The sequence below is a fragment of the Actinomadura rudentiformis genome, from assembly GCF_008923185.1.
GTDB classification, from domain to species: Bacteria; Actinomycetota; Actinomycetes; order Streptosporangiales; family Streptosporangiaceae; genus Spirillospora; species Spirillospora rudentiformis.
The window spans coordinates 224,478-250,095 of the sequence record NZ_WBMT01000016.1 but is presented as its reverse complement, the minus strand read 5'-3'; the positions used below and the strand labels follow the sequence as shown (position 1 = coordinate 250,095).

Here is a 25,618-nt window from a genome sequence, read left to right as displayed (position 1 = left end):
GTGAACTGGGAGCCGCGATGAACTGGGAGCCGCACACGCTCACCACCGTCGAGACGGTCGACCCCCATCCGGTGGCGACGCTGTCCGCCCTCTTCGACGACGGGACGCCCCCGGTCGGCCCGGGAGACGCCCTGCCGCCCCTGTGGCACTGGCTCGCCCTGGCCCGCTGGCCGCCGTCGTCCACGCTCGGCGTGGACGGCCATCCGGCACGCGGGACGTTCCTGCCTCCTGTGGAGCTGCCGCGTCGGATGTTCGCCGGCGGCGAGGTCACCTTCCACGCCCCGCTGATGGTGGGGAGCACGGTGCGCCGGGAGGCACGCGTGGAGTCGGTCACCGAGAAGTCCGGGCGTTCGGGGAAGCTGGTCGTCGTGGTCGTCGCCACCAGGCTGTACGACGGGGACGGCCTGCTCGCCATCGACGAGCGGCAGGACATCATCTACCGGGACGCCGGAGCCGTCTCCCCCTCGGCGAGCCCGGCCGAGGAGGCAGCCGGACTGGCTCCATCTGGCGCCCCCTTCTCGCGGTCCGGCGACTGGTCCTGGGACTTCGCCACGGATCCGGCGCTGCTGATGCGATTCAGCGCGGCGACGTCGAACCCGCATCGGATCCACTACGACTGGCCGTACGCCACACGGATCGAGGGCTATCCGGGCCTGGTGGTGCACGGGCCCCTGATGACGCTCGCCCTCGCAGAGGTGCTCCGCCTGGAGGGGCACGGGGCACGGGTCTCCCGCATGCGGCACAGGAACCGTAGCCCCCTGTTCTGTGGACAGAACGCACGGCTGCGCCGGATCGAGGACGCCGCACCCGACGCAGCCCCCGACGCGTTCACCCTGGGCCTGTTCGCGCCGGATCCCGGTGCCGCACCGAGCACCACCTTGACGATCGACTTCGAGCCCCGCCAAGAAGAAGGGACCGGCCATGCGTGAGGCGGTCATCTGCGAACCCGTCCGTACCCCGATCGGCCGCTACGGCGGGGCCTTCAAGAGCCTGACCGCGGTCGACCTCGCGGTGACCGCTCTCAAGGGACTCATCGACCGCACCGGCATCCCGCCGGAGGTGATCGAGGACGTCGTCCTCGGTCACTGCAACGCCAGCAGCGAGGCGCCCGCGATCGGCCGCGTCGTGGCGCTCGACGCCGGGCTGCCCGTCAGCGTCCCCGGCCTGCACCTCGACCGCCGGTGCGGCTCCGGCCTGCAAGCCGTCATCCAGGCCGCCCTCCAGGTGCAGACCGGCGCGCACGAGGTCGTCGTCGCGGGCGGGACCGAGAGCATGAGCAACGCCACGTTCTACTCGCTGGACATGCGATGGGGCGCGAAGAACGGCGTCGCAATGCACGACAGCCTCACGCGGGCCCGGCAGACCGCGGGCGGCCGGAGCCATCCCGTCCCCGGCGGCATGCTCGAAACGGCCGAGAACCTGCGCCGGGAGTACGCGATCCCGCGCGAGGAACAGGACGAGCTGGCGCTGCTGTCGCACCAGCGGGCGGTCAAGGCCCAGACCGGCGGGATCCTGGCCGAGGAGATCATCCCGACCCGGGTCAGGACCAGGAACGGCGAGACCGTCATCGACACCGACGAGCACCCGCGCGCCGACGCCTCGCTGGAGTCGCTGCGCAGGCTCAAGCCGATCCTCCTCGGCTCCGACCCGGAGGCCACGGTCACGGCCGGCAACGCCAGCGGCCAGAACGACGCGGCCGCGATGTGCGTCGTCACCACGCCCGAGCGCGCCGAGCGGCTCGGGCTGCGGCCGCTGGTCCGGCTCGTGTCGTGGGCGGTGGCCGGGGTCGGGCCGGAGACCATGGGCATCGGCCCGGTCCCGGCCACCGAGGCCGCCCTCCACCGCGCGGGCCTGACGCTGGACGACATGGACCTCATCGAGCTGAACGAGGCGTTCGCGGCCCAGGCGCTGGCGGTCATGCGGGAGTGGAAGTTCACCGGCGAGGACCTGGAGCGCACCAACGTCCACGGCTCCGGCATCTCGCTCGGGCATCCGGTCGGCGCCACCGGGGTGCGCATGCTCGCGACGCTGTCGCGGGAACTCCACCGGCGGCAGGCCCGGTACGGGCTGGAGACCATGTGCATCGGCGGAGGCCAGGGACTGGCGGCCGTCTTCGAGCGGGTGACGTCATGACCGTGCGCGTCTTCACGTCCCTGGAGGAGCTGAAGAGCGCCCTCGACGAGCCGATCGGACCTACCCCCTGGCTGGTGGTCGACCAGGAGCGCATCGACGCCTTCGCCGACGCCACCGGGGACCACCAGTGGATCCACGTCGACGCCGAACGGGCCGCGGCCGGGCCGTTCGGCCGCACCATCGCGCACGGCTACCTGACCCTGTCGCTGATACCGATGTTCGGCCAGCAGCTCGTCCGCCTCGATCTGGGCCAAGCGCGCGTGAACTACGGCCTGAACAAGGCGCGCTTCCCCTCCCCTGTGCCCGTGGGATCACGCCTGCGGGCGCAGGCCACATTCATCGGCCTACAGCAGACCGAGGCGGGCACCGCCCTGACGACGCGCTACACGATCGAGATCGACGGCGTGGGGAAACCGGCCTGCGTGGCGGAGACCATCACCATCGTCGTGCACTGATCAGCGGTCCTGCCAGACCGGCGCCCGCTTCTCTGCGAAGGCGCGGGCGCCCTCCATCGCGTCGGCGGACGCCGTCACCTCCAACCACACCTTCCGCTGCTCCGCGAACGCCTCCGCGTCGGTGTAGCTCACCGACGCCGCGACGATCTGCTTGGACGCGCGCACCGCGAACGGCGCGTTGGCGGCGATCCGGCCGGCCAGAGCCCGCGCTTCGCCGAGCGCGCCGCCCGGCTCGGTGAGCACGTTGACCAGCCCGTACTCATGCGCCTTCGTGGCCGGGAGCGGGTCGCCCGTGAGCACCAGATGCATGGCCAGGTGGTACGGCAGTGCCTTCGCCACCCGCAGCAGGCCGCCTCCCACCGCGATCAGCCCGCGCTTGACCTCGGGCAGGCTGAACGTGGCGTCCCGTGCCGCGACCACCAGGTCGGCGGCGAGCGCCAGCTCGCAGCCGCCCGCGGCCGCCCATCCCTCGACCGCGGCGATCAGCGGTTTGCTCGGCGGGCGCTCGGTGATGCCGGCGAAGCCGCGCCCCGGCAGGGCCGGACGCTCACCGCGCGCGAACGCCTTCAGGTCCATGCCGGAGGAGAAGGTGCCGCCCGCGCCGGTGAGGATCCCGACCAGCAGGTCCGGCCGGGCCTCCAGCTCGTCGATCGCGGCGGCGATCGCCTTGGTCGTCTCCAGGTCGACCGCGTTGCGCGCCTCCGGCCGGTTGATGGTGATGACCGCGATCCCGTCGCCGAACTCGGTCAGCACTGTGCTCATTCGTCACTCCTCAAAGGCGGGTGTCCTCGAAGGCGGGTGTTCCTCAGAGGCCGATGGACTTGGCGATGATGCTCTTCATCACCTCGCTGGTGCCGCCGAAGATGCGGGTGACCCTCGCGTCGGCGTACATGCGGGCGATCGGGTATTCCAGCACGTATCCGTAGCCGCCGTGCAGTTGCAGGCACTTGTCGACGACCCGCGACTGCAGCTCGGTGCAGAAGAGCTTCACCTTGGCCGCGTCGGCGACGCTCAGCCCGCCGGCGTCGTGCTCCTCCAGCGCGCGGTCGACCATCGCCTGGCCGGCCTCCACTTCGGCCGCGCATTCGGCGAGCACGAACTTGGTGTTCTGGAAGCCCGACAGCGGCTTGCCGAACACGTTCCGCTCGGTCACGTACGCGAGGGTCAGGTCTACCGCCGCCGCTGCCGCCGCCTGCGCGTTCACCGCGATCGACAGCCGTTCCTGCGCGAGGTTGTGGCCCAGGTACTCGAACGCGCGGCCCTCCTCCCCCAGCAGGTTCTCCGCCGGAACGCGGACGTCGTCGAAGGCAAGCTCGGCGGTGTCCTGCGCCTTGAGGCCGATCTTCGCCAGGTTGCGGCCCACCGAGAAACCCGGCGACGACGTGTCGACGACGAGGATGCTCAGCCCCGCCCGGCGGTTGCCCGGCGATACCGACGTGCGGGCGACGACGAGCACGAGGTCGGCGTTGACGGCACCGGTGATGAACGTCTTGGCGCCGTTGAGGATCCAGTGGTCACCGTCCCGCGTCGCGGTGGTGGTGATGCCGGCGAGATCGGACCCGGTGCCCGGCTCGGTCATCGCGATCGCCGTCATCAGCCCGCCGTCGGCCACGCCGGGCAGCCAGCGCCGTTTCTGCTCGTCGTCGGTGTAGCGCAACAGGTACGGCAGCACGATGTCGGTGTGCACCCGTACCGTGCCGAGGCCCAGCTTCGCGCGTGCCATCTCCTCGTTCACCACGGCGTTGAACTTGAAGCTGGACTGGCCACCGCCCCCGTACTCCTCCGGGACCCGCACGCCGAGGACGCCCAGCTTGCCCAGCAGCCGGTAGAAGCCGCGGGGCGCCGCACCCGCCTTCTCCCACTCGGGGAAGACCGGGACCACCTCGCGGGCGAGGACGTCGCGAACGGTGGCCCGGAAGACCTCATGGTCGTCGTCGAAGACGGTGCGGCGCATCATTCTCCTCTACCTTGTCGAACGATCGTTAAATGGCCACGATGTGCCGGAGGTGCAGATCCGGATGGTGGTGGTCCTACGGGCGGTGCTGCACGAGAGTGAGCGACAGGTGGATGTACCGGTCGACCAGGTCGTTCACGCCCAGATCACCGGACGGCTGGTACCACTGCGCGACCGCGTTGCACATCCCGAGGATCGCCCGCTGGGCCTCGTCGGGGTAGGGCGTGACGAAGGCACCGCGCGCCACACCGTCGTCGATGATCTCTCGCAGCAGCCTGGGCAGCGCGTCCCGTCGCTCGACGAACCGTTCCAGCAGTTCCGGCTCCAGATTCCTTATCTCGCGCAGGGCCAGCAGGCTGTCCACCTGGCGCCGCACCCGGTACTCCACTATGGCGCGCACGAAGGCGCCCAGCCGCGCCGCCGGGTCGTCCCCGGCTGCGCGCAGCGCGACCTGGCAGCCGTGGAAACAGTCCGCGAGGGCGTCCTCCAGCAACGCGTGGAGCAGCTCCTGCTTGCCGTCGTAGTAGTAGTACAGGGCCGACAGGCTCAGCCCCGCCCCCTTGGCGATGTCCCGGATCGACGCCCCGTGGTAGCCGCGCTCAGCGAAGATCTCGCGAGCCGCACCCATGATCGCCGCGAGTCCACCGCCCCGGGTCACCGCCGCCGGCTGCTTTCGAACCGGCTGCTTTCGAACCGGCTCAGCATCGGCCGTGCCGCGTGTGGCCATAACCCCATCCTATGTGTATCGAACATCCGGCCTGCGCGGGATTTCCGCGCTAGCCGGCCTGCACTTGGTACTTCTTGGCGAGGTCGGAGGCCTTGAAGTCCTCCACGACCTTCATGCCGGCGTAGACGGACTTGTCGGGGCGGTGAATCTGGCTCGCCCGCGAGGTCGGCTGCGCCGGGTCGGACAGGTTGAGCGCCGGTCCCAGCCCCGCGATGCTGAAGTCGGTGACCTTGGCGCGGGCCGCGAGCACGCCCTTGCGCGTCAGGTCACCGCACGTGCCGCCGATGATCTTGGCGAACAGGTGGGTCGTCACGTACGAGAGCACGACCGCGCCGCCCGACTCCGGCTGCACCGCGCCGAACTTGGCCTTCCACTTGCCGGCGAGCTTGGTCACCTCGGGCGTGTCCGCACCGAGGAGTCCGATGCCCGACACCCGGTAGTAGTTCTTGAGCAGCGCGGGTGCGGCGGCCGTCGACAGCAGGCTCGTGGCGAACGTGGCGACATTGCCCATGATCGGGACATCCAGCCCGGCACCCCGGGCGGCACCGGCCACCGCCGCGGTCTGCTTCGCCGTGGAGTCCAGCAGGATCGCCTTCGCACCGGCCGACTTCATCGCGTTCACCTGGCTGGTGAGGTCGGCGTCGGTCGGCTTGATCTGCTGGCTGGCCAGCTTGAGCCCCAGCTGCTGCGTCGCGTACTTGCTGCCCTTCAGGCTGTTCTCGCCGATCTCGCCCTGCAGGTAGATGTGCCCGAGCGTGTCCCCGCGCTTCAGCATGCCCTCGCGCACCATCCAGTCGACGCTGTTGACCGCCTGGATGTCGTACGTGGAGCCGACCACGATGAGATGCGGATCGCCGAGCAGCGTGGGCGCGAACGCCGTCAGCCCGACGAGCGCGTCGTTGGCGGAGATCTTGTCCCGCAGCGCGGAGGTGATCGCCGACCCGTAGACGTTGAGAAAGCCCAGGACCTGGGGCGCGACCTCGTCATAGGCGGTGACCGCCTTCTGCACGTCGTATCCGTGGTCGCGCGCGACCAGTTCGATCTTGCGGCCGCACACCCCGCCGGCCGCGTTGATCTCCTCGACGGCGAACTGGCTGGCGGTGTTGCTGGTCTTGCCGGAGGTCGCGAACGGGCCGGTCATGTCCACCAGCATGCCGAGCTTGATGGTGGAGTCGCTGACACCCGGGGCGGACTTCGAGCTCGCGGCCTTGGGCGAGCATGCGGTGACGGACAGAGCGAGCGCGACGGCGGCCGCCGTGAGGACGCGTGGACGGGACCGGTTCATGTGATTTTCTCCAGGTGAACGGAGGGGGTGGTTCAGGGGTTGACGGGGTGGTTCGGGGCCGTGTCAGTGGGCGGTGGAGCGGCGGTCCCGGAGGGAGTGCACCATCGCGCGGAGCCCGCCGGGCTGGGTCAGCATGACGATCACGACGAGCACGCCGTACACGAACGTCGCGGCGAACGAGGCCTGGATCCCTTCCTGCCCGGGCGCCACGACGAGCGGCAGCACGTCCGCGTACCGGGACAGCACGATCGGCAGCGCGATCACGAACGTCGCGCCGACGAGCGCGCCCGACGTCGAGCCGAGCCCACCCAGGATGATCATGGCGAGGAAGTCGATGGACAGCTGCAGGTCGAAGTAGTCGGGAACGGCGCGCTGGAAGGCCAGCGCGGTCAGCACGCCCGCGGTGCCGGCGTACATGGAGGACAGGACGAACGCGCCCGCCTTGGCGCGCTGGACGCGTACGCCCATCGCGGCGGCGCCCACCTCGCTGTCGCGCATGAGGCGGAACGCCCTGCCGGGCCGGCCCCGCAGCACGTTGCGCGCGACCAGCGTCGCCACCACGGTGACCGCCAAGAAGAGGTACCAAAGGCTCTCCACCGCCCCGAACGGAATGCCGAGCACAAGGCGGTCCGAGACGTCGGAGAAGGTGAACCCGCCCAGCGCGAACGGCTCGACCGAGCGCCCGTCGTAGCCTCCGGTGACCGCCGGCAGGTTGAGCAGCAGATGGTGGCCGAGGAAGACCAGGCCGAGCGAGGCGATCCCGAGATAGATGCCGCGCAGCCTGCTGGCGACCGGGCTGAACAGCAGGCCGCACAACCCGGCGAACAGGATCGCGAGCACGGCCGCCAGGAGCGGGGGCAGACCCAGGCCCTTCACCTGACCGTGGTCGTCGCCGGCGAGGAACCCGTACCCGTACGTGCCGACCGCGACGAAGAACGCGTGGCCGAGTGACAGCTGCCCGGCCGCGCCGAACAGGATGGTCAGGCCGAGCGCCCCGACGGCCGCGGCCATGGCGAACAGGCCGATGCGCAGCCAGAACGCGTCCACGTAGAACGGCAGCACCAGCGGGACGGCGAGCGCGGCGACCATGGCGGCTGCGCCCAGCACCCGGCGCGACCGGGCAGAGGAGGGCGCGGTGGCCGGCGCACCCGACGGCGGCGGCGCCTCGGCGGCGGTGGAGCGGGGAGGTGCGATGGTGTCGTCAGACACGGCTGAACTCCTTCGACCCGAACAGTCCGGACGGTCGCCACAGCAGGACGATGATCATCACGAGGTAGGCCACGACGTCACCGACGCCGAGCCCGAGGAAGTCGAGCGAGTCCTGGTGACCGGACACCATGACCTGGACGACCCCGACGATGAGCCCGCCCGCGATGGCCCCGCCGAGCGAGTCGAACCCGCCGATGATGGCGGCCGGGAACGCGGTGATCGCGACGGCCTCCAGGCTCACACTGACACCGGGACTGGGGAACGAGGCCAGGCCGATGCCGGCGGTGGTGGCCAGCAGCCCGGCCATCACCCACGCGGTGGCCGACACCCGGCGAAGGCGGATGCCCACCAGCGCCGCGCCCTCGGCGTCGGCGATGGACGCTCGCATCGCCAGCCCCCAGCCGGTCAGCGTGAGCAGCGCGGTGAGGCCGCCGATCAGCAGCGGTACCGCCACCACGGTGATGACGACGGTGAGCGGGAGGGTCAGCGGGCCGATGTCGACCACGTGGCCGTCCCACGGCGCGCCCAGCGGGAGCACCCGTTCCTCCAGCCGCCGCGTCAGCTCGGCGGTCAGCACGACGTTCAACCCGATGGTGGCGATCGCCATCGCGTGGTGGTTGTGCATCTCGATGCGGCTCGTCAGCAGCCGCTCGGTCGCCAGACCGAGCGCGCCCGCGACGGCGAGCCCGAGCAGCGCCGCCGCGGCGAACCCGATCCGCGGCTGGGTCGAGGCGACCACATAGACACCGAGCAGCAGGAACGACGCGTGCGCGAAGTTGACCGTCCGGGTGGCCTTGAAGACGATGACGAACCCCAGCGTGATGAGCGCGTACAGCAAGCCCAGGGACACACCGTTGACGAGCAGTTCCAGCAGGCGGGTCATGGTGAGGTCCTCTCTGCCCGAGGTTCGGTCTCGGCGGTCAGGGAGTCGTCGGGATCGGGCTCGTCGGGATCGGACTCGTCGGGATCGGGCTCGTCGGGCGCACCGAGGTAGGCGCTGACCACCGTCGGGTCGCTGCGCACTTCGGCGGGTGTGCCTTCGGCGACGACGCGGCCGAAGTCGAGCACCGTGATGCGGTCGGCGATCGACATGACCACGCCCATGTCGTGCTCGACGAAGACCACGGTGAGGTCGAGTGACGCGCGCGCCGCGAGGACGAGCTGCCCCAGCTCCCAGCTCTCCGTGGCGTTCAGGCCCGCGACCGGCTCGTCCAGGATGAGCAGGCGCGGCTCCAGGCACAGCGCCCTGGCGAACTCCAGCCGTTTGAGGTCGCCGAACGGCAGCCGCCCGGCGGTGCTGTCCAGCTTGTCCGACAGCCCGACGAACTCGGCGATCTCCCGCACCCGCGCCTCGTGGCGGCGCTGTTCACGGCGGCCGAGCCACAACGCGGTCGAGACCAGGCCGGCGCGGGTCAGCCCGTGCCGCCCGACCATCAGGTTGTCCAGCACGGACTCCCGCGGCGAGACGACGATGTTCTGGAAGGTCCTGCCGACTCCCAGCGCCGCGACCCGGTCCGGCCGCAGCCGCGTCACCTCCTGCTCGTCCACCAGGATGCGCCCGCCGGTCACGGGATAGATGCCGCACAGGACATTGAGCAGCGACGACTTCCCGGCTCCGTTGGGGCCGATGACCGCGTGGATCGAGCCCGGCTCGACGGTGAACGCCACCTTGTCCAGCGCGAGCAGGCCGCTGAACGCCAAGGTCACCTCGTCCACGGCCAGGCGTGGCGCGCTCATCCCGCCCACCGGGCCAGGCGGCGCGTGGCCAGGTCTCCGCGGACGCCCCGGGGTTTCCCGTCCGGGGTCCCGGCCTCGTCGCCGGCCGGGTCCTCTCCCAGGTAGAGCCGGCGGACCTCGTCGCTGTGGGACAGTTCGCCGGCCGGCCCGCTCAGCACGACGCGGCCCAGCTCCAGGACGTACGCCCGGTGGGCGACCGACAGCGCCATCGCCGCGTTCTGCTCCACCAGCAGCACGGGGACCCCGTCGCGGCTGATCTCGCGTACCGTCTCGCCGATCTGCTTCACCAGCAGCGGCGCCAGGCCGAGCGAGGGCTCGTCGAGCAGCAGCAGCTTCGGCTGGGACATCAGCGCGCGGGCGATGGCCAGCATCTGCTGCTCGCCGCCGGACAGCGTGCCCGCGCGCTGGCGGCGCCGCTCGGCCAGCCGGGGGAACAGCTCGAACATCTGGCGGCGCGTGCGTTCCTTCGCTTCGCGGGACCGGACGGTGATGGCGCCCGCGTCGAGGTTCTCGTCGACGGTGAGCGCGCCGAACACATGCCGTCCCTCGGGGGTCTGCACCAGCCCGCCGGCCACGACGGCCGCCGGGTCCTTGCCGGCGATGTCCTTGCCGAGGAACCGGATCGACCCTGCGGCGACCGACCCCCCGTGCAGCGGCAACGTGCCCGAGACGGCCCGCATGAGGGAGGTCTTGCCCGCGCCGTTGGCGCCGAGCAGCGCCACCACACCTGCCTCGGTGACCTCGAGGCTCACTCCATGGAGTACCGGCTCGCGTCCGCCGTAGCGGACGACGAGCCCTTCGATATCGAGCATCCGGCCTCCCTGCCGTGCCGAGCTACTTACAGATCGTTCGTTAAGTGACGTTTCCTCTATCGATCGTTCGTTAAGTAGGCGTAATGTAAGTGCGCGATGTGACCTACGTCAACGTCCCCGGACCTGGAGGTTTCCCATGCGGATCGGCACGACCCTCGCCTACAGCGCCGGTTTCAAGGAGGCGGCCGCGGGCCTGCGCGACCTCGAAACGGCCGGAGTCGAGATCGCCTTCGTGGCCGAGGCCTACTCCTTCGACGCCGTGAGCCAGCTCGGCTACCTCGCGGCGGCGACCGACCGGATCCACTTGGCCTCGGCGATCCTGCCGATCTACACCCGGACGCCGTCGCTCCTGGCGATGACCGCGGCCGGGCTCGACTACGTGTCGGACGGCCGGTTCACGCTCGGCCTCGGCGCGTCCGGCCCGCAGGTGGTCGAGGGATTCCATGGCATGGCCTACGACGCGCCCATCGCCCGCACCCGCGAGATCGTGGAGATCTGCCGCCGCGTGTGGCGCCGCGAAGAAGTGATGTACGAGGGCGAGCACTACCGGCTCCCGTTGCCCCCGGACCGGGGCACCGGCCTGGGCAAGCCGCTGAAGCTCATCAACCACCCCGTGCGCGACCGCATCCCGATCATGCTGGCCGCGATCGGGCCCAAGAACGTTCAGCTCGCCGCCGAGGTGGCCGAGGGATGGCTGCCGATCTTCGTCCACCCCGGCAAGCTGGACGAGGTGTGGGGACCGTCGCTCGCCGCCGGGCAGGCCCGCCGCGACCCTGGCCTCGGCCCGCTGGACATCGTGGTCACCATGAACCTGGCCATCGGCGACGACGTCACCCACCTGCTCGACCGGGGACGCCCGCAGCTCGCGCTCTACATCGGCGGCATGGGCGCGCGGGGCAAGAACTTCTACAACGGCCTCGCCCGCCGGTACGGCTACGAACGGGAGGCCGAGCTCATCCAGGAGCTCTACCTGTCGGGACGCAAGCAGGAGGCGGAGGCCGCCGTACCCGAGGAGCTGCTGCGCGCCACGTCGCTCGTCGGGCCGAAGGAGTACGTGGCCGAGCGAATCGCGGAGCTCGCCGCGTGCGGCATCACCACGGTCAGCGTGAAACCCCTCGCCGACGACCCCGCCGACCGCCTCGCCGCCATCGAGCAACTGCGCGACCTCATGCCCTAGCGGACCCCGCCGGCCAAGCGGGTGTTTTGCCCCTGCCTCCTCGGGGACATCGGATCGAGGCCCAACCCCGAGGAAGGCGAGGTACTCATGGTCGTGGCGGCGATCGTCGGAGTCTGTGTCCTGTTGCTGATCCTTGGCTTCCTGGTGCCGAGGTTGTCGCACGGTCCGCAGCGCGGGACCAACCGCGCTCTCGGAACGGGCGGACGGGCCGCAGGCAAGGCGCCGGGCGCGCTCGGCCGCTGGCTCTCCAAGCCGTTCCACTCGTCGAGCCGTGCGGCCAACCGCAGCGCCCAGGCCGGACGCGGCACCCGCTGGAAGATGCCGTTCTGAGCGACATGCACGTCGCTCAGCACGGCAGGCTTCCCCGGGCGCCGCGTGACGGCGGGCCGTGGGTCAGTCCTTGGTGTGCTCGGTACGGGCTGTGACGGCGGTGTCCGGGTTGTCGGTGACAATGGCGTCGACGCCCGCGGCGAGGAAGCGCTCGTACTCGGTGAGTGCCTTGCCGTAGTCGGTGGGAACGGTGCCGTTGCGCAAGTCGGCGGGCAGGAACTGGTTCTCGTTGCGGAAGGTGTAGGGGCCGATCCTGAGACGGGCCGCGTGCGCGTCCTTCACCAGCGTCGTCGGTGCTCCCATGGAACCGTCCGGCTTGAGCGCGATCACCAGCGACTTGTCCGGGCCGATCCAGTCGGCGTACCCGGCGATCTGCTTGAGCCCGGCCGGCTTGACCATGTCGGCGTAGGTCGGGCCCTTGCCGCCGGCGACGGTGTCGTACGGCGCGCCCGAGGTGGCGATGGCCTGCCACACCGGCACGCGCAGCGCCTTGTTGAGCGTCTGGAGGCTGGTCGGCTCGAACGACTGCACGATGACGCGGCCGTCGGGGCGGTTCAGGCCGTTGCGCTTGACCGTGGCGATGAGCGCGGGTTCCAGCGGCAGCCCGATCGAACGGAAATAGGTGGGGTGCTTGGTCTCCGGGAAGACACCGACACGGCGGTGGTGCTCGCGGCTGAGCCGCTTGGCCAGGTCGATGATCTCCTGGAGGGTCAGCACCTGGTAGCGGCCGTCGTAGAGGGTGTTGCGCTGCCGTACGGCGGGGAGCCGTTCGACGGCGCGCAGGGTCTTGAGCTCGGCGAGCGTGAAGTCCTCGGTGAACCAGCCGGTCACCTTCCGGCCGTCGATGGTCTTGGTGGCCTTCCTGGCGGCGAACTCCGGGCGGCTCGCGACGTCGGTGGTGCCGCCGATCTCGTTCTCGTGCCGCGACACCAGCTGGCCGTCCTTGGTGGGCACCAGGTCGGGCTCGATGTAGTCGGCGCCCATCCGCACGGCGAGCTCGTACGAGGCGGCGGTGTGCTCGGGGCGGTAGCCCGCCGAGCCCCGGTGCCCGATCACGATCGGCCCGCGGGCCTTCTCCCCGGCGGGGGCGGCCTGGGCCGATCCCACGGTGGCGAGGAGGGGCAGCAGGACGGCGGAGGCCGCCACGATCGCGGCCTTGCGGCGTCCCCGCGTTCCAGGGGTGACCATTTCGGCTCCTTCCGGCGGACGCCATCGTGGACGGCCCTCGTCCGGATGATCATCACGCCGGGCGAAATGTACCGTTCCAACCCGCTGTCCGGCGATGGCCGCGACTCCAACACCGGCCGTCCATCCGATGAACGCGGCGCTAGCGGTTCGCCGGGGCGAATCGGAGTACGGCCATCCCGCCGTCGATGGCCACCGCAGTGATGCTCAGACCGTTCTGGCTGCTGAGGCTGTCCGGGGCCAGGGTGAGTTCGAATCTGGTCCCCTTGCCTACCGAGCTGCACTTGACGCCCGTGCAGTAGCCGCTCTGCCGGCCCCCTATGTAGCGGCCGACGATGGTGATGGCGTCGGAACCGACCGCTTCCACCTGCACCGAGTCGACTCCCAGTTTGCGCGGCACCGGAATCCGCCCCGACGCACCGACCCGCACCTCACACCGGCCGTCGGCGCAGGCGGAGAGATCGGTGCCGTCCGCGGCCTGCGCCGAGGTCGCGGGCTTGCTCTGCGACGTGGAAGGCGGTGACGTGGAAGGCGGTGACGCGGAGGGCGATTCCTCATCGCCCAGCCCGCACCCCGCCAGCACCAGCGTTCCGCTCAGCGCCACCGCCGCGACCACTCTGTCCACAGGCCCTCCTAGTCTGTGACCGGGATCAAGCGGGCAAACTACCGCTTGCTGTAGATCGAGTGTGACAGACCGTTGCGTGCCCGCGACAGTGAGAAAGAACGGAAGGGAACCGCGATGACCCACGCACTCGACGGGATTCCATCCAGCGTTGCCAGAATCCGGGTCAAGCCCCGCCACTGCGACGCGCAGGCCATGGTGCACGCGATCCGCTACTACGCCTACTTCGAAGACGCCTTCCTTGAGTGGCTCGACCGTTTCGCGGGTGGTTACGCGGGGCTTCGCGAGGACGGAGTCGACATGGTCATCGTGGCCAACGGCTGCCAGTACCGGGGTAGCGCCCGCCTTGACGACATGCTGGCGGTGGAGGCACGGCCCTCCGCCGTCGGCCGCACCTCCCTGTCGATGACCTTTGACGTCCGTCGCGACGACACGGCGATCGTGACCGGTCATGCGACGTACGTGGCGGTTCGAGATGGTGAGGGCGTGGCGCTTCCCGAGCGGCTGCGCACGGTCCTGCGCCACGTTCCTCAGCGCGAACGCCGCAGCCAGTAGGCCACGGTGACGATCGCCAGCAGTGGCCCCCAGGCGAACAGCGGCCCGTAGGACAGCACGAAGACGACCAGTTTCCAGCCGCTCAGGTGCACGACGGCCCCGTCGGGTCCGATGAAGTCGTTGAACGAAGGCAGCCACGACAGGGTGGACACCATCAGGACGGCCGCGCCGAGAGCCGCAGGAATCACGGCGGCCGGAGTCGGCACCCTGCGACCGCCGATGAACGGGATCCAGCGGGGGAACACCTCGCCCCAACTCCTGACCAGGCCGACGGTCAGGAACGCCAGCGCCTCGGTGACGACGCTCAGGACGACCAGGTAGGCCCACCCTGGGACCCAGGAGGGAAGGTCTCCATCAGGGTCGCCCTCACCGGTGATCGGCGGGCCCAGCGGGGCACCGAGACCGAGCGCGATCCGCCAGATGGCGGAGGGCACGGCGGCCAGGGTGGTGGCATAGGCGGCCAGCACGATCCAGCGGGGAACGCCGTCGACCGGCCGTCCGTGCAGGCGACCCGCAAGGGCCGTCACGTTCCTGGGAACGGTGTGGAGCATCACGCCTCCGTCAGCGGTGGAATCATCGGGAGCAAGTCAAAAGCCCTTGCCCGCGAGGTGCCTCCCGCCGCAGAGTGATCCATCTCCCCCAGGGGAGTGAGCCTTGTCCGGCCGTGTGTCCCGTGCTGTGGAACCGGCGCTGGGCGCACACGCGTCTCGTCTGCGGAGACGGAGGCAGGGATTGGGGCCGGCGTGGGATCACGGAACTACGATTTAGCGACCGTAAGCGTGAGGTCCTCATTTGGGGCGTGCTCTTTCCAGCGCTGGCCATCTTCATCATCTTCATGAGCGGCCGGGAGCTCCTGCCGTCGATTTCCGTCATCGCTCGTTCGTGCGAGCACGGCACGTTCACCGCCAAGAGCGAACATCGTGAACTCGACCGCGACCTTCATGTTCTTCATCGAAGGGGTGGCATGGCTGCTGTATTGCGGTCGGTTCATCTGGCGGCTGTGCAAGCTGTCGCGAGCCCGCCAAGCGTCCAAAAAGCGGAGAAGACGGCCGTGAGGACGTCGTGGCCGGTGAAGGCGCCGGGCGTTTCAGCCGAAGGGCAGGCCCCCAGCCGGGCTCAGCTCTTGTAAGTGTTCAGGAACGCGAGCAGGTCCTCGTTCAATTGCTGTTTGTGGGTGTCGGCGATGCCGTGGGGAGCGCCGGCATAGGTCTTGAGCTCGGCGTCCTTGATCAGGGCCGCGGACGCCCGGCCGCCGACGTCGAACGGGACCACCTGGTCGTCGTCACCATGGATGACGAGGGTGGGCACGTCGAAACGGGCCAGGTCGTCGCGGAAGTCGGTGGCCGAGAAGGCGGCGATGCTGTCGTAGGCGTTCTTGTGCCCGGCCTGCATGCCCTGGTGCCAGAACGAGTCGCGCATCCCCTGCGAGATGTTCGCCCCGGGACGGTTGTTGCCGAAGAAGGGACCGTCGGCCAGGTCTCGGTACAACTGGGACCGATCGGCGATGGAGCCTTGCCGCAGGCCGTCGAAGACCTCGATCGGGACGCCGCCGGGATTGTCGTCGGTCTTGAGCATGAACGGGGGCACGGCGCTGACGAGGACGGCCTGGGCGACACGATCGGTCCCATGGCGCCCGATGTATCGCGCCACCTCCCCGCCGCCGGTGGAGAAACCGATGAGGGTCACCTCACGCAGGTCCAGGGCCTGGATGAGCGCGGCCAGGTCATCGGCGTAGTGGTCCATGTCGTTGCCGCTCCAGATCTGCGCGGAACGCCCGTGACCGCGCCGATCGTGCGCGATCACGCGGTAACCGTTGTCGGCGAGGAAGAGCTGCTGGGCCTCCCAGCTGTCGCTGTTCAACGGCCACCCGTGGGCCAGCACCACGGGACGGCCCGTGCCCCAGTCCTTGTAGAAGATCTCGTTGGCATCGGAACCGGCGATGAACGGCATGATCGCTCCCTTCGGGACAAGGCGCCCCATGCCACGACGCTAACCCATCTGGATCGTCCATTGATCTGGCATCGCCATTCCTTGGTTCCCGGACGAAGAAATGCGTGATTCCCGGAAAAGGAACTGGTCAGGACGGGAAGCGGAGGATGACGTATTCCAGTTCGGCGGGGCGGACGATGTGGAACTTGCCGTCGTTGGCCTTGGGGGCATAGATGGCCAGGTAGAGGTCCCCGCGCTGCTGCTGGAGGGGCTTGTCCTCCTGAGCCTGGAAGACCTGGCTGAAGTCCACCTTGCTGGTGTCGGCTGACAGCGATTGGATGCGCGTGTCGACGAGGTAGTTGAAACCCTCGTTGTTGAGCATGAGGGTGCCGCTTCCGAACTCGTAGTCGGCCATTCCCCGGCCCTCGCCCAGGCACTGATCGCTCCTGGTCGGCATGCCTTCACGAGGGATGAAGATCGACCTGTCGGTCCAGGCGCAGATCTTCAATGACGTCACGCTCTGCTTGGGGAAGCGCAGTTGGAACGGCGCGGCTTTCATCTGGACGGTCACGATGGCGTTGGAGCCTGTCGGGTCCGCGTTGAACGACATCGGGACCGCGGCACTGCCCTGCCAGAACTCCAGACCCAGACGAGGGGTGCGGGTGATGCCTCCCACCGGTGCGCCACTGGCCGGCGAGGAGGTCGATGGAGAGTTCGTCGGTCCTGCGTTCGAGTCGTTGAGGAGGGGTCTGGCCAGCGCGCCCGCCGCTATCGCGACCGCTATGACCGCCGCCGCGGCGACAACGCCCATCACCCGGCCGCGCCGCGGGCGGCCTGCTGGCGCCTCCACCGTGGTCGCCTCGACGGCAGGCAGTGGTGTGGCGGGGAACCCCGCAGGCAGAGGGGGTGGGGCCGGAGGGAAGTCCGACGGTTCGCCCAGCAGGCGCATAACGATCTGCTGCATTGTCGGGCGGGTGGCGGGGTCCTTGCGGAGGCCGGCGTGGACGATGTCGCGAAGCGGGCCCGTGAGCTGCCCCAGGTCCGGCTCGTGGTTCAGGATCTGGTTGACCAGCGTGGGCATGTCGGCGCCTCTGAACGGCGGGTGGCCGCTGGCGGCGTACACCATCACGCAGCCCCAGCCGAAGACGTCGGCGGGAGCGCCGGCCTTGCCGCTGAACTGCTCGGGCGCCATGTAGCTGGGGGTGCCGACGATCGTGCCGGTCTGGGTGACCGCGGTGTCGACGACCCGTGCGATGCCGAAGTCGATGACGCGTGGCCCGTCCGCGCCGAGCAGCACGTTCGCCGGTTTGAAGTCGCGGTGCGCGACGCCGGCCTGGTGGATCGCGGCCAGCGCGGTCGCCGTCGCCACCGCGAGCCGGTGCAGTGCCGCCCCGGTCCGCGGTCCGTCGTCGCGGATCGACTGACCCAGCGTCGGCCCGTCCACGAACTCCGTGACCACGTACGGCGGGGTCGCCGCCAGGTCGGCGTCGAGCACCTGGGCGACGCAGAACTGCGCCTCGACCCGCTGCGCCGCGGTGACCTCCTTGGCGAAGCGGCTCCGGGCCGCGGCGTTCGCGGCGAACTCGGACCGCACCACCTTGATCGCGACCGGGACGTCCTCCGGATCCCGGCCCAGGAAGACGACCCCCTGACCGCCCTCACCAAGCCGGCCGACCAGCCGATAACGCCCCAGCCTGTCCGGATCGCCCTCGCGCAGGGGACTCACGTCCCGCATTCACACCCCCAGGTGCCGACGGCCTTCCGGCCATCAACCCGAACGGTGATCGTAACATCGGCCGGTCGGTGGTTCCTGACGGCTTCAGCAGGTGTTCCTGGCGGGTTTGCCGGCGTAACGGTCGGCCAGGAACGCCAGCACCTCGCCGTTCTTGAACACCATCTCCAGGGCGTGCTCGCCGATCCACGAGCGGGTGGTGTGCACCCTGGCGCCCTTGGCGCACCAGTCCTTGACGAGCTTGTCGGCCTGGGCGACGGGAACGATCTCGTCGGTGTTGGCGTGGTAGTTGAAGATCGGGATGGCGGGGGCGGCGCCGCCCATCGTGTTGAGCTTCAGCACGGCACGGACGGACGGGACGGCCAGCGGGTCCGGCACGGTGCTGTAGTCCGACAGCCTCTTGAAGGCGAAGGCCCCCAGGATCTCGGTCAGGCACTTGCCGCGGGCCTGTTCGATCGCCTTGCGTCCCTCCTCGTTCAGGAGCGGGTCGATGTTCATCTCGGGGAACTCGGTGGCGAGACTCGCCGCGGCGGCCGCCTCGAAGCCGGAGAACAGCCCGCCGTCCAGGAAGCGGGCCACGGCCTCGGGGTCGGCCGGTGTCCCGCCCATCGCGGCGCCCTTGAGTTTGACGTCCGGGGCGTAGGACGGCTGCATCTGCGCGGCCCATCCGGTGGCCTGCGCGCCGCCGGAGTAGCCGTTGAGCGTCCAGGGATTGAACGTGCCGATCCCGGGCGCGCCGGTGAAGTTCTTCACGGCGCGGATCCCGTCGAGAACGGCGTGCCCGGCCTGCGGTCCGGCCATGAAGACCGACTTGGGCCCTTCGTGGTCCGGCATCGCGACCGCCCAGCCCTTGTCGAGCAACTGCGTGGACCACACCGCCGACCATGCGGCGATCGCGTTGCCGGACGACAACCCGTAGGAGGGCGCGCACTGGGTGCCGGTGGCGTCCTCGGCGGCCTGCACGGACACGATGGGCCGCGGCCCGGGTCCCGTCCACGCCTTCTTCGGCACGATCAGGCTGGTGACCACCAACTGGGGCGCCAGGTGCGAGTCGTTGCTGCGGTAGGAGATCTGCCAGACGTCCGTGGTGGAGTCCAGATCGCCGACCTTCGGCGTGATCTTCCGGCTGGCCACGACCTGGCCGGCCCGGTAGGAGCCGATGTTCGCGGGCGCGGCGTAGAACGGATCCTGGTCGGGCGGCACGGAGCCCGGCGGCGGGTCGTCGGCGTGGGCGGGCGCGGCGAGTCCGGCCACCGCGAGCAGGGCGGCCACCGGCAGCACGATCCAGGCGAACGCATTCCGGCGGAAGAACGGGGCAACACGCATCGGGCGCTCCAGGGGCGGGAAATCCGATCTCGTCGCCCTGAACTGTGACGTGCCGGAACCGTCCGGCATAGACACACGTCTTCACATCCCGCGTCGTCCAACTGAGCGCCAGTGACAAACCGGCGGGACGGTCATGCCGGTGAAGGGTGCCGGGGTTTGCGCGGGCTGATTCCGGGCAGCCCACGGCGCGTCAACGATCTAACGCCGACTCCGTTCGACAATGTCGAACAGAGGCCCTGATGCACGCCGCCCGTATCGAATGCCGCGACGGCGAACGTTCAGTCACCAGCGGCGAGCGCCTAGATCGCGGGAGACGGCGCGGGCCGCGTCCCGTACCGCGGCCACCAGTTCGACGTGGGGACGGCCGTCCGCGTCACAGAGTCGTTCGATCGCCCCGGAGATGCCGATCGCACCGACCACGACCGTCCGGTCATCGCGGATCGGCGCGGCGATGGAGACCTCGCCCTGGACGAGCTCCTCGATGTCGGCGGCCCAGCCCCGGGCCCTGACCTCCTCCAGGTCGGCGACCAGATCGTCCTTGGAGGCGATGGTGTTGCGGGTGTAGCTCTTGGTGTCGACATCGGCCAGCAACGCGTCGGACTGCAGGTCGAACGCCAGGAGCACCTTGCCGAGCGCGGTGGCGTGGATGGGCAGGAGCTCTCCCACGTCCAGCGTCTGCAGGCTGTCGTCGGGACGGAAGACATGGTGGACGATCAGGACCTGGCCCTCGTGCAGCGATCCGATCCGGACGCTCTCGTGCGCACGTGAGGCGAGGGAGTCGGCCCAGTTGATCGCGCGGGTCCGCAGCTCGTTGATGTCCAGGTAGCTGTTGCCCAGATGGAGCAGGGTGGCGCCGAGGCGGTACTTGCCGCCGGAACGGTCCTGCTCGACGAAGCCCACGTGCTGCAGCGTTTGCAGGATGCCATGGACGGTGGCCTTGGGCAGCTGCATGGCCTCGGCCAGCTCGACCACTCCCAGCTGCCGGGGACCGGACGCGAGAAGCCGCAAGATCATCGCAGCCCGTTCCACCGATTGGATTCTCCCTGGCATCCCCATAGCGTAGCGTGTACCTTGTTCGACATTGTCATACTCAATTCAGTACGGGTCTTGCCCCGTGCCATATCTCGAAGAGCACGGCGTTCCGTCCCCGAGCACGAGGAGCTGAACGGTGAAGCCGGTGGAACTGTCGCCCGCCCTGCGGGCCCGAGCGCTACGTGAGATGGGGTCGGGCGAGGAGCTCGACGTCCTGGTCGTCGGAGGCGGGGTGGTCGGCGCCGGGTCGGCGGTGGACGCCGCGACCCGCGGGCTGAGCGTCGGACTGGTCGAGGCCCGTGACTGGGCCTCGGGCACGTCGAGCCGCGCCAGCAAGCTCATCCACGGCGGCCTGCGATATCTGGAAATGCTGGACTTCGCCCTGGTGCACGAGGCGCTCCGGGAGCGCGGCCTGATGGTCCAGCGCCTCGCTCCGCATCTGGTCCGGCCCGTTCCCTTCCTTTACCCGCTGACCCACCGTGTCTGGGAGCGCCCCTACGTCGGGGCAGGCGTCCTGCTTTACGACACGATGAGCGCCTCCGGGCGCATCTCACGGGGGATGCCGCACCACCGCCACCTGACCAAGAAGGGCGCGCTCAAGGTCGCCCCCGGTCTCGACCCCGACTCCCTCGTGGGCGCCGTCCAGTACTGGGACGCGCAGGTCGACGACGCCCGGCACACCATGTCGCTGATCCGCACCGCGGCGTCCTACGGCGCGCTCGTCGCCAACCGGGCCCGGGTCGTGCGCTACCTGCGCGACGGCGAACGCGTCGTCGGCGCGGTCGTGGCCGACCAGGAGTCGGGCGAGGAGATCGAGGTACGGGCGCGGCAGGTCATCAGCGCCACCGGGGTGTGGACCGACGAGACCCAGGCACTGGCCGAGGCCGCCAGCGTCCACGTCCGCGCGTCCAAGGGCGTCCACCTGCTCGTGCCGCGCGACCGCATCGACTCGTCCAGCGGGCTGATCCTGCGCACGGAGAAGAGCGTCCTGTTCGTCATCCCGTGGGCGCGGCACTGGATCGTCGGCACCACCGACACCGACTGGGACCTCGACAAGGAGCACCCCACCGCCACCGCGGCCGACATCGACTACCTGCTGGAGCACGCCAACCGCGTCCTGGCCGACCCGCTCACCAAGGACGACATCGAGGGCGTGTATGCGGGTCTGCGCCCGCTGCTGTCGGGGGCCTCCGACCAGACCGCCAAGCTGTCCCGCGAGCACCTGGTCGGCACGCCCGTGCCCGGTCTCGTCGTCGTCGCGGGAGGCAAGTACACGACCTACCGCGTGATGGCCAAGGACGCGGTCGACGAGGCCGTGCGCGGGCTCGCCGACGAACGCGTGCCGGAGTCGGTGACCGAGGACGTGCCCCTGGTCGGCGCGGACGGGTTCAAGGCGATGTGGAACCGCCGGGAGACCCTCGCCCGGCAGACCGGCCTCCCGGTCCGCCGGATCGCGCAGCTCCTGCGGCGGTACGGCACGCTGGTCGACGAGGTGCTGGCGTTCATCGCCGCCGACCCCTCCCTCGCCGAGCCGCTCCCCAGCGGCGACGCCTACCTCCGGGCGGAGGTCGTCTACGCCGCCACGCACGAGGGCGCGCGCACCGTCGAGGACGTGCTCGCCCGCCGGACCCGTGTCTCCATCGAGTCCCGGGACCGCGGCACCGCGTCGGCGGAGGTGACCGCGACCCTGATCGGCGGCGTGCTGGGATGGGACGCGGAACGGATCGCCGACGAGGCCGCCGCCTACGTCCAGCAGGTGGAGGCCGAGCGCCGCGCCGAGGAGCAGCCCGACGACCAGGCCGCGGTGAGCATGCGGGCCGGCGGCGAAAAGGTCGCCTGACCCCCGGTTCCATCCGTACACGGGCCGGTGCCCACTCTGTGAAGGGCACCGGCCGCAGCTGCCGGGCGTGCTAGTAGCTGCCGGGCGTGCGTGCTAGTGCTTGGCGGGTCTGATCCAGTCGAAGGTGCGTTCGACCGCGCGCCGCCAGTTGTCGTACTCGGTCTCCCGGTACTCGGGGTCCATGCCGGGCAGCCACTGGCTGGCCCGATGCCAGTTGCGGCGCAGCCCCTCCAGGTCGGGCCAGTAGCCGACGGCCAGGCCCGCCGCGTACGCGGCGCCGAGCGAGACCGTCTCGGCGGCCATCGGGCGTACGACCGGGACGTCGAGCACGTCGGCGATGAACTGCATGAGCAGGTTGTCGGCGGTCATCCCGCCGTCGACCTTGAGCGACTTGAGGGCGATGCCGGAGTCGGCGTTCATGGCGTCGACGACCTCGCGCGTCTGCCAGCCGGTCGCCTCCAGCACGGCGCGCGCCAGGTGGCCCTTGGTGATGTACGAGGTCAGCCCGACGATGATGCCGCGCGCCTCGCTCCTCCAGTGCGGCGCGAACAGCCCGGAGAACGCCGGGACGATGTAACAGCCGCCGTTGTCGTCGACCGTCCGCGCCAGGGTCTCGATCTCCGGGGCGGTGGCGATGAGGCCGAGCCCGTCGCGGAACCACTGGACCAGGGCGCCGGTGATCGCGATGGAGCCCTCCAGCGCGTACACGGCCGGCTCGTTGCCGATCTTGTAGCCGACCGTGGTGAGCAGGCCGTGCGTCGAACGGACCGGTTCGGTGCCGGTGTTGAGCAGCAGGAAGCTGCCCGTTCCGTACGTGCACTTGGCCTCGCCGGGGGCGAAGCTCGTCTGCCCGAACAGCGCGGCCTGCTGGTCGCCGAGCGCCGCCCCGATCCGGACGCCGGGCACGACCCGGGTGGCCGTGCCGTAGACCTCCGTGGAGGGCCCGATCTCCGGCAGCATGGCCCGCGGGACGCCGAAGTAGGCCAGCAGCTCGTCGTCCCAGGCGAGCGTGGCGAGATCCATCAGCAGGGTGCGGCTGGCGTTGGTGACGTCGGTGAGGTGGCGTCCGCCGTCAGGGCCGCCGGTGAGGTTCCAGATCAGCCAGCTCTCCATCGTGCCGAACAGCACATCCCCGCGCTCCGCGCGTTCACGCAGGTCCGGAGTGTTGTCCAGCAGCCAGCGGATGCGCGGCGCGGAGAAGTAGGTCGCCACGGGGATGCCGCACCGCCGGTGGACCTCCTCGGCGAACGGTTCGGCGGCCATCTCCTCGACCAGGGCGTCGGTGCGGGTGTCCTGCCAGACGATCGCCCGGCCGATCGGCTCGCCGGTGTGGCGGTCCCACAGCAGGGTCGTCTCGCGCTGGTTGGCGATGCCGATCGCGGCGACCTGGTCGGGCGTGGCGCCCGCCTGCGCGATGGCCTCGGGCGCAATGCGCTCGACGTTGCGCCAGATCTCCATGGCGTCGTGCTCGACCCAGCCGGGTCTCGGGAAATGTTGCTTGTGCTCGCGCTGGGTCACCGACACGAGCCGGCCGCTGTGATCGAAGAGGATGCACCGGGTCGAGGTCGTGCCCTGGTCGACGGCCATCACGTAACGCTCTGTCATGGATTCCTACTCCCACATAGGGTAGGCGGGCCTCACCACCGGGAGGCTCCGAGGTCTCGGGAGACCGCCCGCGCGGCATCGCGCACGAAGGTCACCAGTTTCGGTTGGGGACGGCCGCGGACGTCGCAGATCCGCTCCACCGCCCCCGAGATGCCGATGGCGCCGACCACCAGGCCGCCGTGGCCGCGGATCGGCGCGGCCACCCCCGCCTCCCCGACGGTGAACTCCTCGGCCTCGGCCGCCCAGCCGCCGTCCCGGATCTCTTTCAGGGTACGGGTCAGGACCTGGGACGATGTGATCGTGTGCCGGCTGTAGGCGGTCAGCTCCGGCATCGCCAGAAGCTCCGCCGTGACGGTCGTGTCGTACGCGAGCAGGACCTTGCCGAGCGCCGTCGCGTGCAGTGGCACGAGCGTGCCGACGTCGAGCGCCTGCAGGGTGTCGTCCGGGCGGAACACGTGGTGCACCACCAGGACCTGGCCGTCCAGCAGCGTGCCGATCCGGACGGCCTCGCCGCTGCGCGCCGCCAGCGCGTCCGCCCAGTTGATCGCGCGGGACCGCAGCTCGTTGACGTCCAGATAGCTCGTGCCCAGGTGCAGAAGGGCCGCACCCAGCTGGTACTTGCCGGTGGCCTCGTCCTGCTCGACGAAGCCGACCCCTTGCAGGGTGCGCAGGATGCCGTGGGCCGTGCCGCGGGCGAGTCCCAGCGAACCGGCGATCTCACCCAGGCTGTGGCGACCCGAACCACGGGCGAGCAGCCGCAGGATGGCTGCCGCCCGCTCGATCGACTGCACAGGTCCCGGCATGCGGCCCACCTAACCACGTCAACGTTCATTCGACAATGTCGGCATTTATGCGAGATGGGCGAGACAGAAGCCCGAAATGTCGGCTGACCTGTGACGCGTGTCACCAGGACGGCGCCCACGGACGGCACTTCCGCGATCCCTGTTCGACAATGTCGACACCTGTTCCTTGACCGGCTCTTTTACGGGACCTAGCGTCCGGTTGCGACCGTGAGGCAGGTCACCCCACCTCATGGATCGAGCATTCCCGGCCTGCGGGCCGGGGCCGTCACGTCGAGGAGGAAGCATGGCGGAGCGACCGAAAATCCCTGGGACCGCGGCGGAACTCGCCGCCGAGTTCGCCGGGACGATGATCCTGATCCTGTTCGGAGTCGGTGTCGTGGCGCAGGTCGCGGCGGGCGGGATCGGCGATCACGACAGCATCGCGTGGGCGTGGGGCCTGGGCGTCACGCTCGGCGTGTACGTGGCGGGCCGGCTCAGCGGCGCGCATCTCAATCCGGCGGTCACGTTCGCGCTGGCGGTCTTCAAGGGCTTCTCGTGGCGCAAGGTGCTGCCGTACACGCTGGCCCAGACCCTGGGCGCGTTCGTCGCGGCGCTCATCGTGCGCTGGAACTACTCCGAGGTGCTGGCGAAGGTCGACCCCGACCACACCATCAAGACCCAGGGCGTCTTCTCCACGCTTCCCGGCAACGGCACGCTGCCCGTGCACACCTGGGGCGCCCTGCGCGACCAGATCATCGGCACCGCCATCCTGCTCTTCCTCATCCTCGTCCTCACCGACATCCGCAACTCGCCGCCGCTCGCCAACCTCACGCCGTTCGTCATCGGCCTGGTCGTGGTCGCGATCGGGATGGCCTGGGGCACCGACGCCGGCTACGCGATCAACCCGGCGCGCGACTTCGGGCCGCGGCTGGCCTCGTTCATCACCGGATACGAAGGCGCCTGGAAGGATCAGTACGGCGATCTGTACTTCTGGGTGCCCATCATCGGCCCGCTGATCGGAGCACTGGTCGGCGCGGGCCTCTACCAGATGCTCATCGGCCGCTTCCTCCCCGACGAGCCCGAGCCTGAGCCGCAGCCGGCGGCGCCCATCCCCGCCGAGCCCGCGGCCAAGACCGCCTGATCCAAGCCCGCCTGATCAAGACCGCCTTTCCCAAGGCGGTCGACAGACCT

At 70.0% G+C, this 25,618-nt stretch carries 26 protein-coding genes; 9 read left to right on the top strand and 17 right to left on the bottom strand.

Translation table 11 applies throughout. The features are described from left to right. Nucleotides 1-17: 17 nt before the first annotated feature. Genes F8566_RS31550 through F8566_RS31540 form a run of 3 tightly spaced genes read left to right on the top strand, consistent with a single transcriptional unit; the run spans nt 18 to nt 2,588 of the window. A complete protein-coding gene (locus F8566_RS31550; RefSeq protein WP_151565492.1) occupies nt 18-929 on the top strand; it encodes an FAS1-like dehydratase domain-containing protein in 912 nt (303 codons plus the stop codon). Next, nucleotides 922-2,133 carry an acetyl-CoA C-acetyltransferase gene (locus F8566_RS31545; protein ID WP_151565491.1) on the top strand — a complete coding sequence of 404 codons (1,212 nt, stop codon included), beginning with the start codon at nt 922-924 and terminating at the stop codon, nt 2,131-2,133. Before F8566_RS31550 ends, F8566_RS31545 begins: the two co-directional genes overlap by 8 nt. Continuing rightward, nucleotides 2,130-2,588, top strand: a complete 459-nt coding sequence (locus F8566_RS31540) for a MaoC family dehydratase (protein ID WP_151565490.1) — start codon at nt 2,130-2,132, stop codon at nt 2,586-2,588. Before F8566_RS31545 ends, F8566_RS31540 begins: the two co-directional genes overlap by 4 nt. Here the strand turns inward: F8566_RS31540 and F8566_RS31535 are convergent, their stop codons facing one another. The 8 genes from F8566_RS31535 to F8566_RS31495 all read right to left on the bottom strand — a co-directional run bounded on the left by F8566_RS31535 (nt 2,589) and on the right by F8566_RS31495 (nt 10,312). Continuing rightward, nucleotides 2,589-3,350 carry a crotonase/enoyl-CoA hydratase family protein gene (locus F8566_RS31535; RefSeq protein WP_151565489.1) on the bottom strand — a complete coding sequence of 254 codons (762 nt, stop codon included), beginning with the start codon at nt 3,348-3,350 and terminating at the stop codon, nt 2,589-2,591. It lies immediately after the preceding gene. A 43-nt stretch (nt 3,351-3,393) separates the two neighbouring features. Continuing rightward, entirely contained in the window at nt 3,394-4,542 is a 1,149-nt protein-coding gene (locus tag F8566_RS31530) for an acyl-CoA dehydrogenase family protein (protein WP_151565559.1), read from the bottom strand. Between the two features lie 76 nt (nt 4,543-4,618). Next, nucleotides 4,619-5,269, bottom strand: coding sequence for a TetR/AcrR family transcriptional regulator (locus F8566_RS31525; RefSeq protein ID WP_151565488.1), 651 nt, complete (start codon nt 5,267-5,269; stop codon nt 4,619-4,621). Nucleotides 5,270-5,318: 49 nt separating this feature from the next. Then, on the bottom strand, nt 5,319-6,554 hold the full coding sequence (locus tag F8566_RS31520; protein ID WP_151565487.1) for an ABC transporter substrate-binding protein: 1,236 nt from the start codon (nt 6,552-6,554) through the stop codon (nt 5,319-5,321). 63 nt (nt 6,555-6,617) lie between these two features. Continuing rightward, nucleotides 6,618-7,763, bottom strand: coding sequence for a branched-chain amino acid ABC transporter permease (locus tag F8566_RS31515; protein WP_225993689.1), 1,146 nt, complete (start codon nt 7,761-7,763; stop codon nt 6,618-6,620). After that, on the bottom strand, nt 7,756-8,646 hold the full coding sequence (locus F8566_RS31505) for a branched-chain amino acid ABC transporter permease (RefSeq protein ID WP_151565485.1): 891 nt from the start codon (nt 8,644-8,646) through the stop codon (nt 7,756-7,758). Before F8566_RS31505 ends, F8566_RS31515 begins: the two co-directional genes overlap by 8 nt. Continuing rightward, on the bottom strand, nt 8,643-9,500 hold the full coding sequence (locus F8566_RS31500) for an ABC transporter ATP-binding protein (RefSeq protein ID WP_151565484.1): 858 nt from the start codon (nt 9,498-9,500) through the stop codon (nt 8,643-8,645). Before F8566_RS31500 ends, F8566_RS31505 begins: the two co-directional genes overlap by 4 nt. Continuing rightward, the gene (locus F8566_RS31495; protein WP_151565483.1) at nt 9,497-10,312 is read right to left on the bottom strand and encodes an ABC transporter ATP-binding protein; all 816 of its coding nucleotides are present in this window, start codon (nt 10,310-10,312) and stop codon (nt 9,497-9,499) included. Before F8566_RS31495 ends, F8566_RS31500 begins: the two co-directional genes overlap by 4 nt. A gap of 136 nt (nt 10,313-10,448) precedes the next feature. Here F8566_RS31495 and F8566_RS31490 point away from each other — a divergent pair, with 136 nt between their 5' ends. Both F8566_RS31490 and F8566_RS31485 read left to right on the top strand, forming a co-directional pair. After that, the gene (locus F8566_RS31490) at nt 10,449-11,489 is read left to right on the top strand and encodes an LLM class F420-dependent oxidoreductase (RefSeq protein WP_151565482.1); all 1,041 of its coding nucleotides are present in this window, start codon (nt 10,449-10,451) and stop codon (nt 11,487-11,489) included. A gap of 87 nt (nt 11,490-11,576) precedes the next feature. Further along, nucleotides 11,577-11,819: a DUF6411 family protein gene (locus tag F8566_RS31485; RefSeq protein WP_151565481.1), complete on the top strand. Its 243-nt coding sequence runs from the start codon at nt 11,577-11,579 to the stop codon at nt 11,817-11,819. Between the two features lie 63 nt (nt 11,820-11,882). Here the strand turns inward: F8566_RS31485 and F8566_RS31480 are convergent, their stop codons facing one another. Together F8566_RS31480 and F8566_RS31475 are read right to left on the bottom strand one after the other, a co-directional pair. Further along, complete coding sequence (locus F8566_RS31480) at nt 11,883-13,007, bottom strand: glycerophosphodiester phosphodiesterase (RefSeq protein ID WP_151565480.1); 1,125 nt, start codon at nt 13,005-13,007, stop codon at nt 11,883-11,885. A gap of 139 nt (nt 13,008-13,146) precedes the next feature. Then, the gene (locus tag F8566_RS31475) at nt 13,147-13,629 is read right to left on the bottom strand and encodes a hypothetical protein (RefSeq protein WP_151565479.1); all 483 of its coding nucleotides are present in this window, start codon (nt 13,627-13,629) and stop codon (nt 13,147-13,149) included. A 114-nt stretch (nt 13,630-13,743) separates the two neighbouring features. On the opposite strand from F8566_RS31475, the gene F8566_RS31470 reads away from it, so the two are divergent. Further along, on the top strand, nt 13,744-14,181 hold the full coding sequence (locus tag F8566_RS31470) for an acyl-CoA thioesterase (protein ID WP_151565478.1): 438 nt from the start codon (nt 13,744-13,746) through the stop codon (nt 14,179-14,181). On the opposite strand, the gene F8566_RS31465 is transcribed toward F8566_RS31470, so the two are convergent. Continuing rightward, nucleotides 14,157-14,732 carry a hypothetical protein gene (locus F8566_RS31465; protein WP_151565477.1) on the bottom strand — a complete coding sequence of 192 codons (576 nt, stop codon included), beginning with the start codon at nt 14,730-14,732 and terminating at the stop codon, nt 14,157-14,159. The genes F8566_RS31470 and F8566_RS31465 overlap by 25 nt on opposite strands. A 248-nt stretch (nt 14,733-14,980) precedes the next feature. Here F8566_RS31465 and F8566_RS31460 point away from each other — a divergent pair, with 248 nt between their 5' ends. After that, the gene (locus F8566_RS31460) at nt 14,981-15,310 is read left to right on the top strand and encodes a hypothetical protein (protein ID WP_151565476.1); all 330 of its coding nucleotides are present in this window, start codon (nt 14,981-14,983) and stop codon (nt 15,308-15,310) included. Here the strand turns inward: F8566_RS31460 and F8566_RS31455 are convergent. The 4 genes from F8566_RS31455 to F8566_RS31440 all read right to left on the bottom strand — a co-directional run bounded on the left by F8566_RS31455 (nt 15,298) and on the right by F8566_RS31440 (nt 20,218). Then, nucleotides 15,298-16,161: an alpha/beta fold hydrolase gene (locus F8566_RS31455; RefSeq protein WP_225993688.1), complete on the bottom strand. Its 864-nt coding sequence runs from the start codon at nt 16,159-16,161 to the stop codon at nt 15,298-15,300. The genes F8566_RS31460 and F8566_RS31455 overlap by 13 nt on opposite strands. Nucleotides 16,162-16,258: 97 nt before the next feature. Continuing rightward, complete coding sequence (locus F8566_RS31450) at nt 16,259-17,845, bottom strand: serine/threonine-protein kinase (protein ID WP_151565475.1); 1,587 nt, start codon at nt 17,843-17,845, stop codon at nt 16,259-16,261. Nucleotides 17,846-17,929: 84 nt separating this feature from the next. After that, a complete protein-coding gene (locus F8566_RS31445; protein WP_151565474.1) occupies nt 17,930-19,168 on the bottom strand; it encodes a lipase family protein in 1,239 nt (412 codons plus the stop codon). 282 nt (nt 19,169-19,450) lie between these two features. Continuing rightward, a complete protein-coding gene (locus tag F8566_RS31440) occupies nt 19,451-20,218 on the bottom strand; it encodes an IclR family transcriptional regulator (protein ID WP_151565473.1) in 768 nt (255 codons plus the stop codon). Nucleotides 20,219-20,387: 169 nt separating this feature from the next. Between F8566_RS31440 and F8566_RS31435 the strand changes: the two genes are divergently transcribed. Next, nucleotides 20,388-22,040 (top strand): glycerol-3-phosphate dehydrogenase/oxidase, encoded by a 1,653-nt coding sequence (locus tag F8566_RS31435; protein ID WP_151565557.1) that lies wholly within the window; start codon nt 20,388-20,390, stop codon nt 22,038-22,040. A gap of 93 nt (nt 22,041-22,133) precedes the next feature. Here the strand turns inward: F8566_RS31435 and glpK are convergent, their stop codons facing one another. Together glpK and F8566_RS31425 are read right to left on the bottom strand one after the other, a co-directional pair. Next, entirely contained in the window at nt 22,134-23,645 is a 1,512-nt protein-coding gene (glpK, locus tag F8566_RS31430; RefSeq protein ID WP_151565472.1) for a glycerol kinase GlpK, read from the bottom strand. A gap of 32 nt (nt 23,646-23,677) precedes the next feature. Further along, a complete protein-coding gene (locus F8566_RS31425; protein ID WP_151565471.1) occupies nt 23,678-24,448 on the bottom strand; it encodes an IclR family transcriptional regulator in 771 nt (256 codons plus the stop codon). Nucleotides 24,449-24,731: 283 nt separating this feature from the next. Here F8566_RS31425 and F8566_RS31420 point away from each other — a divergent pair, with 283 nt between their 5' ends. After that, a complete protein-coding gene (locus F8566_RS31420) occupies nt 24,732-25,568 on the top strand; it encodes an MIP/aquaporin family protein (RefSeq protein ID WP_151565470.1) in 837 nt (278 codons plus the stop codon). Nucleotides 25,569-25,618 lie beyond the last annotated feature (50 nt).

Excerpts from the sequence above, each read along its gene's own strand:
- F8566_RS31550 (WP_151565492.1), top strand. The coding sequence starts at position 18 with ATGAACTGGGAGCCGCACACGCTCACCACCGTCGAGACGGTCGACCCC.
- F8566_RS31545 (WP_151565491.1), top strand. The coding sequence starts at position 922 with ATGCGTGAGGCGGTCATCTGCGAACCCGTCCGTACCCCGATCGGCCGC.
- F8566_RS31540 (WP_151565490.1), top strand. The coding sequence starts at position 2,130 with ATGACCGTGCGCGTCTTCACGTCCCTGGAGGAGCTGAAGAGCGCCCTC.
- F8566_RS31535 (WP_151565489.1), bottom strand. The coding sequence starts at position 3,350 with ATGAGCACAGTGCTGACCGAGTTCGGCGACGGGATCGCGGTCATCACC.
- F8566_RS31530 (WP_151565559.1), bottom strand. The coding sequence starts at position 4,542 with ATGCGCCGCACCGTCTTCGACGACGACCATGAGGTCTTCCGGGCCACC.
- F8566_RS31525 (WP_151565488.1), bottom strand. The coding sequence starts at position 5,269 with ATGGCCACACGCGGCACGGCCGATGCTGAGCCGGTTCGAAAGCAGCCG.
- F8566_RS31520 (WP_151565487.1), bottom strand. The coding sequence starts at position 6,554 with ATGAACCGGTCCCGTCCACGCGTCCTCACGGCGGCCGCCGTCGCGCTC.
- F8566_RS31505 (WP_151565485.1), bottom strand. The coding sequence starts at position 8,646 with ATGACCCGCCTGCTGGAACTGCTCGTCAACGGTGTGTCCCTGGGCTTG.
- F8566_RS31500 (WP_151565484.1), bottom strand. The coding sequence starts at position 9,500 with ATGAGCGCGCCACGCCTGGCCGTGGACGAGGTGACCTTGGCGTTCAGC.
- F8566_RS31495 (WP_151565483.1), bottom strand. The coding sequence starts at position 10,312 with ATGCTCGATATCGAAGGGCTCGTCGTCCGCTACGGCGGACGCGAGCCG.
- F8566_RS31490 (WP_151565482.1), top strand. The coding sequence starts at position 10,449 with ATGCGGATCGGCACGACCCTCGCCTACAGCGCCGGTTTCAAGGAGGCG.
- F8566_RS31485 (WP_151565481.1), top strand. The coding sequence starts at position 11,577 with ATGGTCGTGGCGGCGATCGTCGGAGTCTGTGTCCTGTTGCTGATCCTT.
- F8566_RS31480 (WP_151565480.1), bottom strand. The coding sequence starts at position 13,007 with ATGGTCACCCCTGGAACGCGGGGACGCCGCAAGGCCGCGATCGTGGCG.
- F8566_RS31470 (WP_151565478.1), top strand. The coding sequence starts at position 13,744 with ATGACCCACGCACTCGACGGGATTCCATCCAGCGTTGCCAGAATCCGG.
- F8566_RS31465 (WP_151565477.1), bottom strand. The coding sequence starts at position 14,732 with ATGCTCCACACCGTTCCCAGGAACGTGACGGCCCTTGCGGGTCGCCTG.
- F8566_RS31455 (WP_225993688.1), bottom strand. The coding sequence starts at position 16,161 with ATGGGGCGCCTTGTCCCGAAGGGAGCGATCATGCCGTTCATCGCCGGT.
- F8566_RS31450 (WP_151565475.1), bottom strand. The coding sequence starts at position 17,845 with ATGCGGGACGTGAGTCCCCTGCGCGAGGGCGATCCGGACAGGCTGGGG.
- F8566_RS31445 (WP_151565474.1), bottom strand. The coding sequence starts at position 19,168 with ATGCGTGTTGCCCCGTTCTTCCGCCGGAATGCGTTCGCCTGGATCGTG.
- F8566_RS31440 (WP_151565473.1), bottom strand. The coding sequence starts at position 20,218 with ATGCCAGGGAGAATCCAATCGGTGGAACGGGCTGCGATGATCTTGCGG.
- F8566_RS31435 (WP_151565557.1), top strand. The coding sequence starts at position 20,388 with ATGGGGTCGGGCGAGGAGCTCGACGTCCTGGTCGTCGGAGGCGGGGTG.
- glpK (WP_151565472.1), bottom strand. The coding sequence starts at position 23,645 with ATGACAGAGCGTTACGTGATGGCCGTCGACCAGGGCACGACCTCGACC.
- F8566_RS31425 (WP_151565471.1), bottom strand. The coding sequence starts at position 24,448 with ATGCCGGGACCTGTGCAGTCGATCGAGCGGGCGGCAGCCATCCTGCGG.
- F8566_RS31420 (WP_151565470.1), top strand. The coding sequence starts at position 24,732 with ATGGCGGAGCGACCGAAAATCCCTGGGACCGCGGCGGAACTCGCCGCC.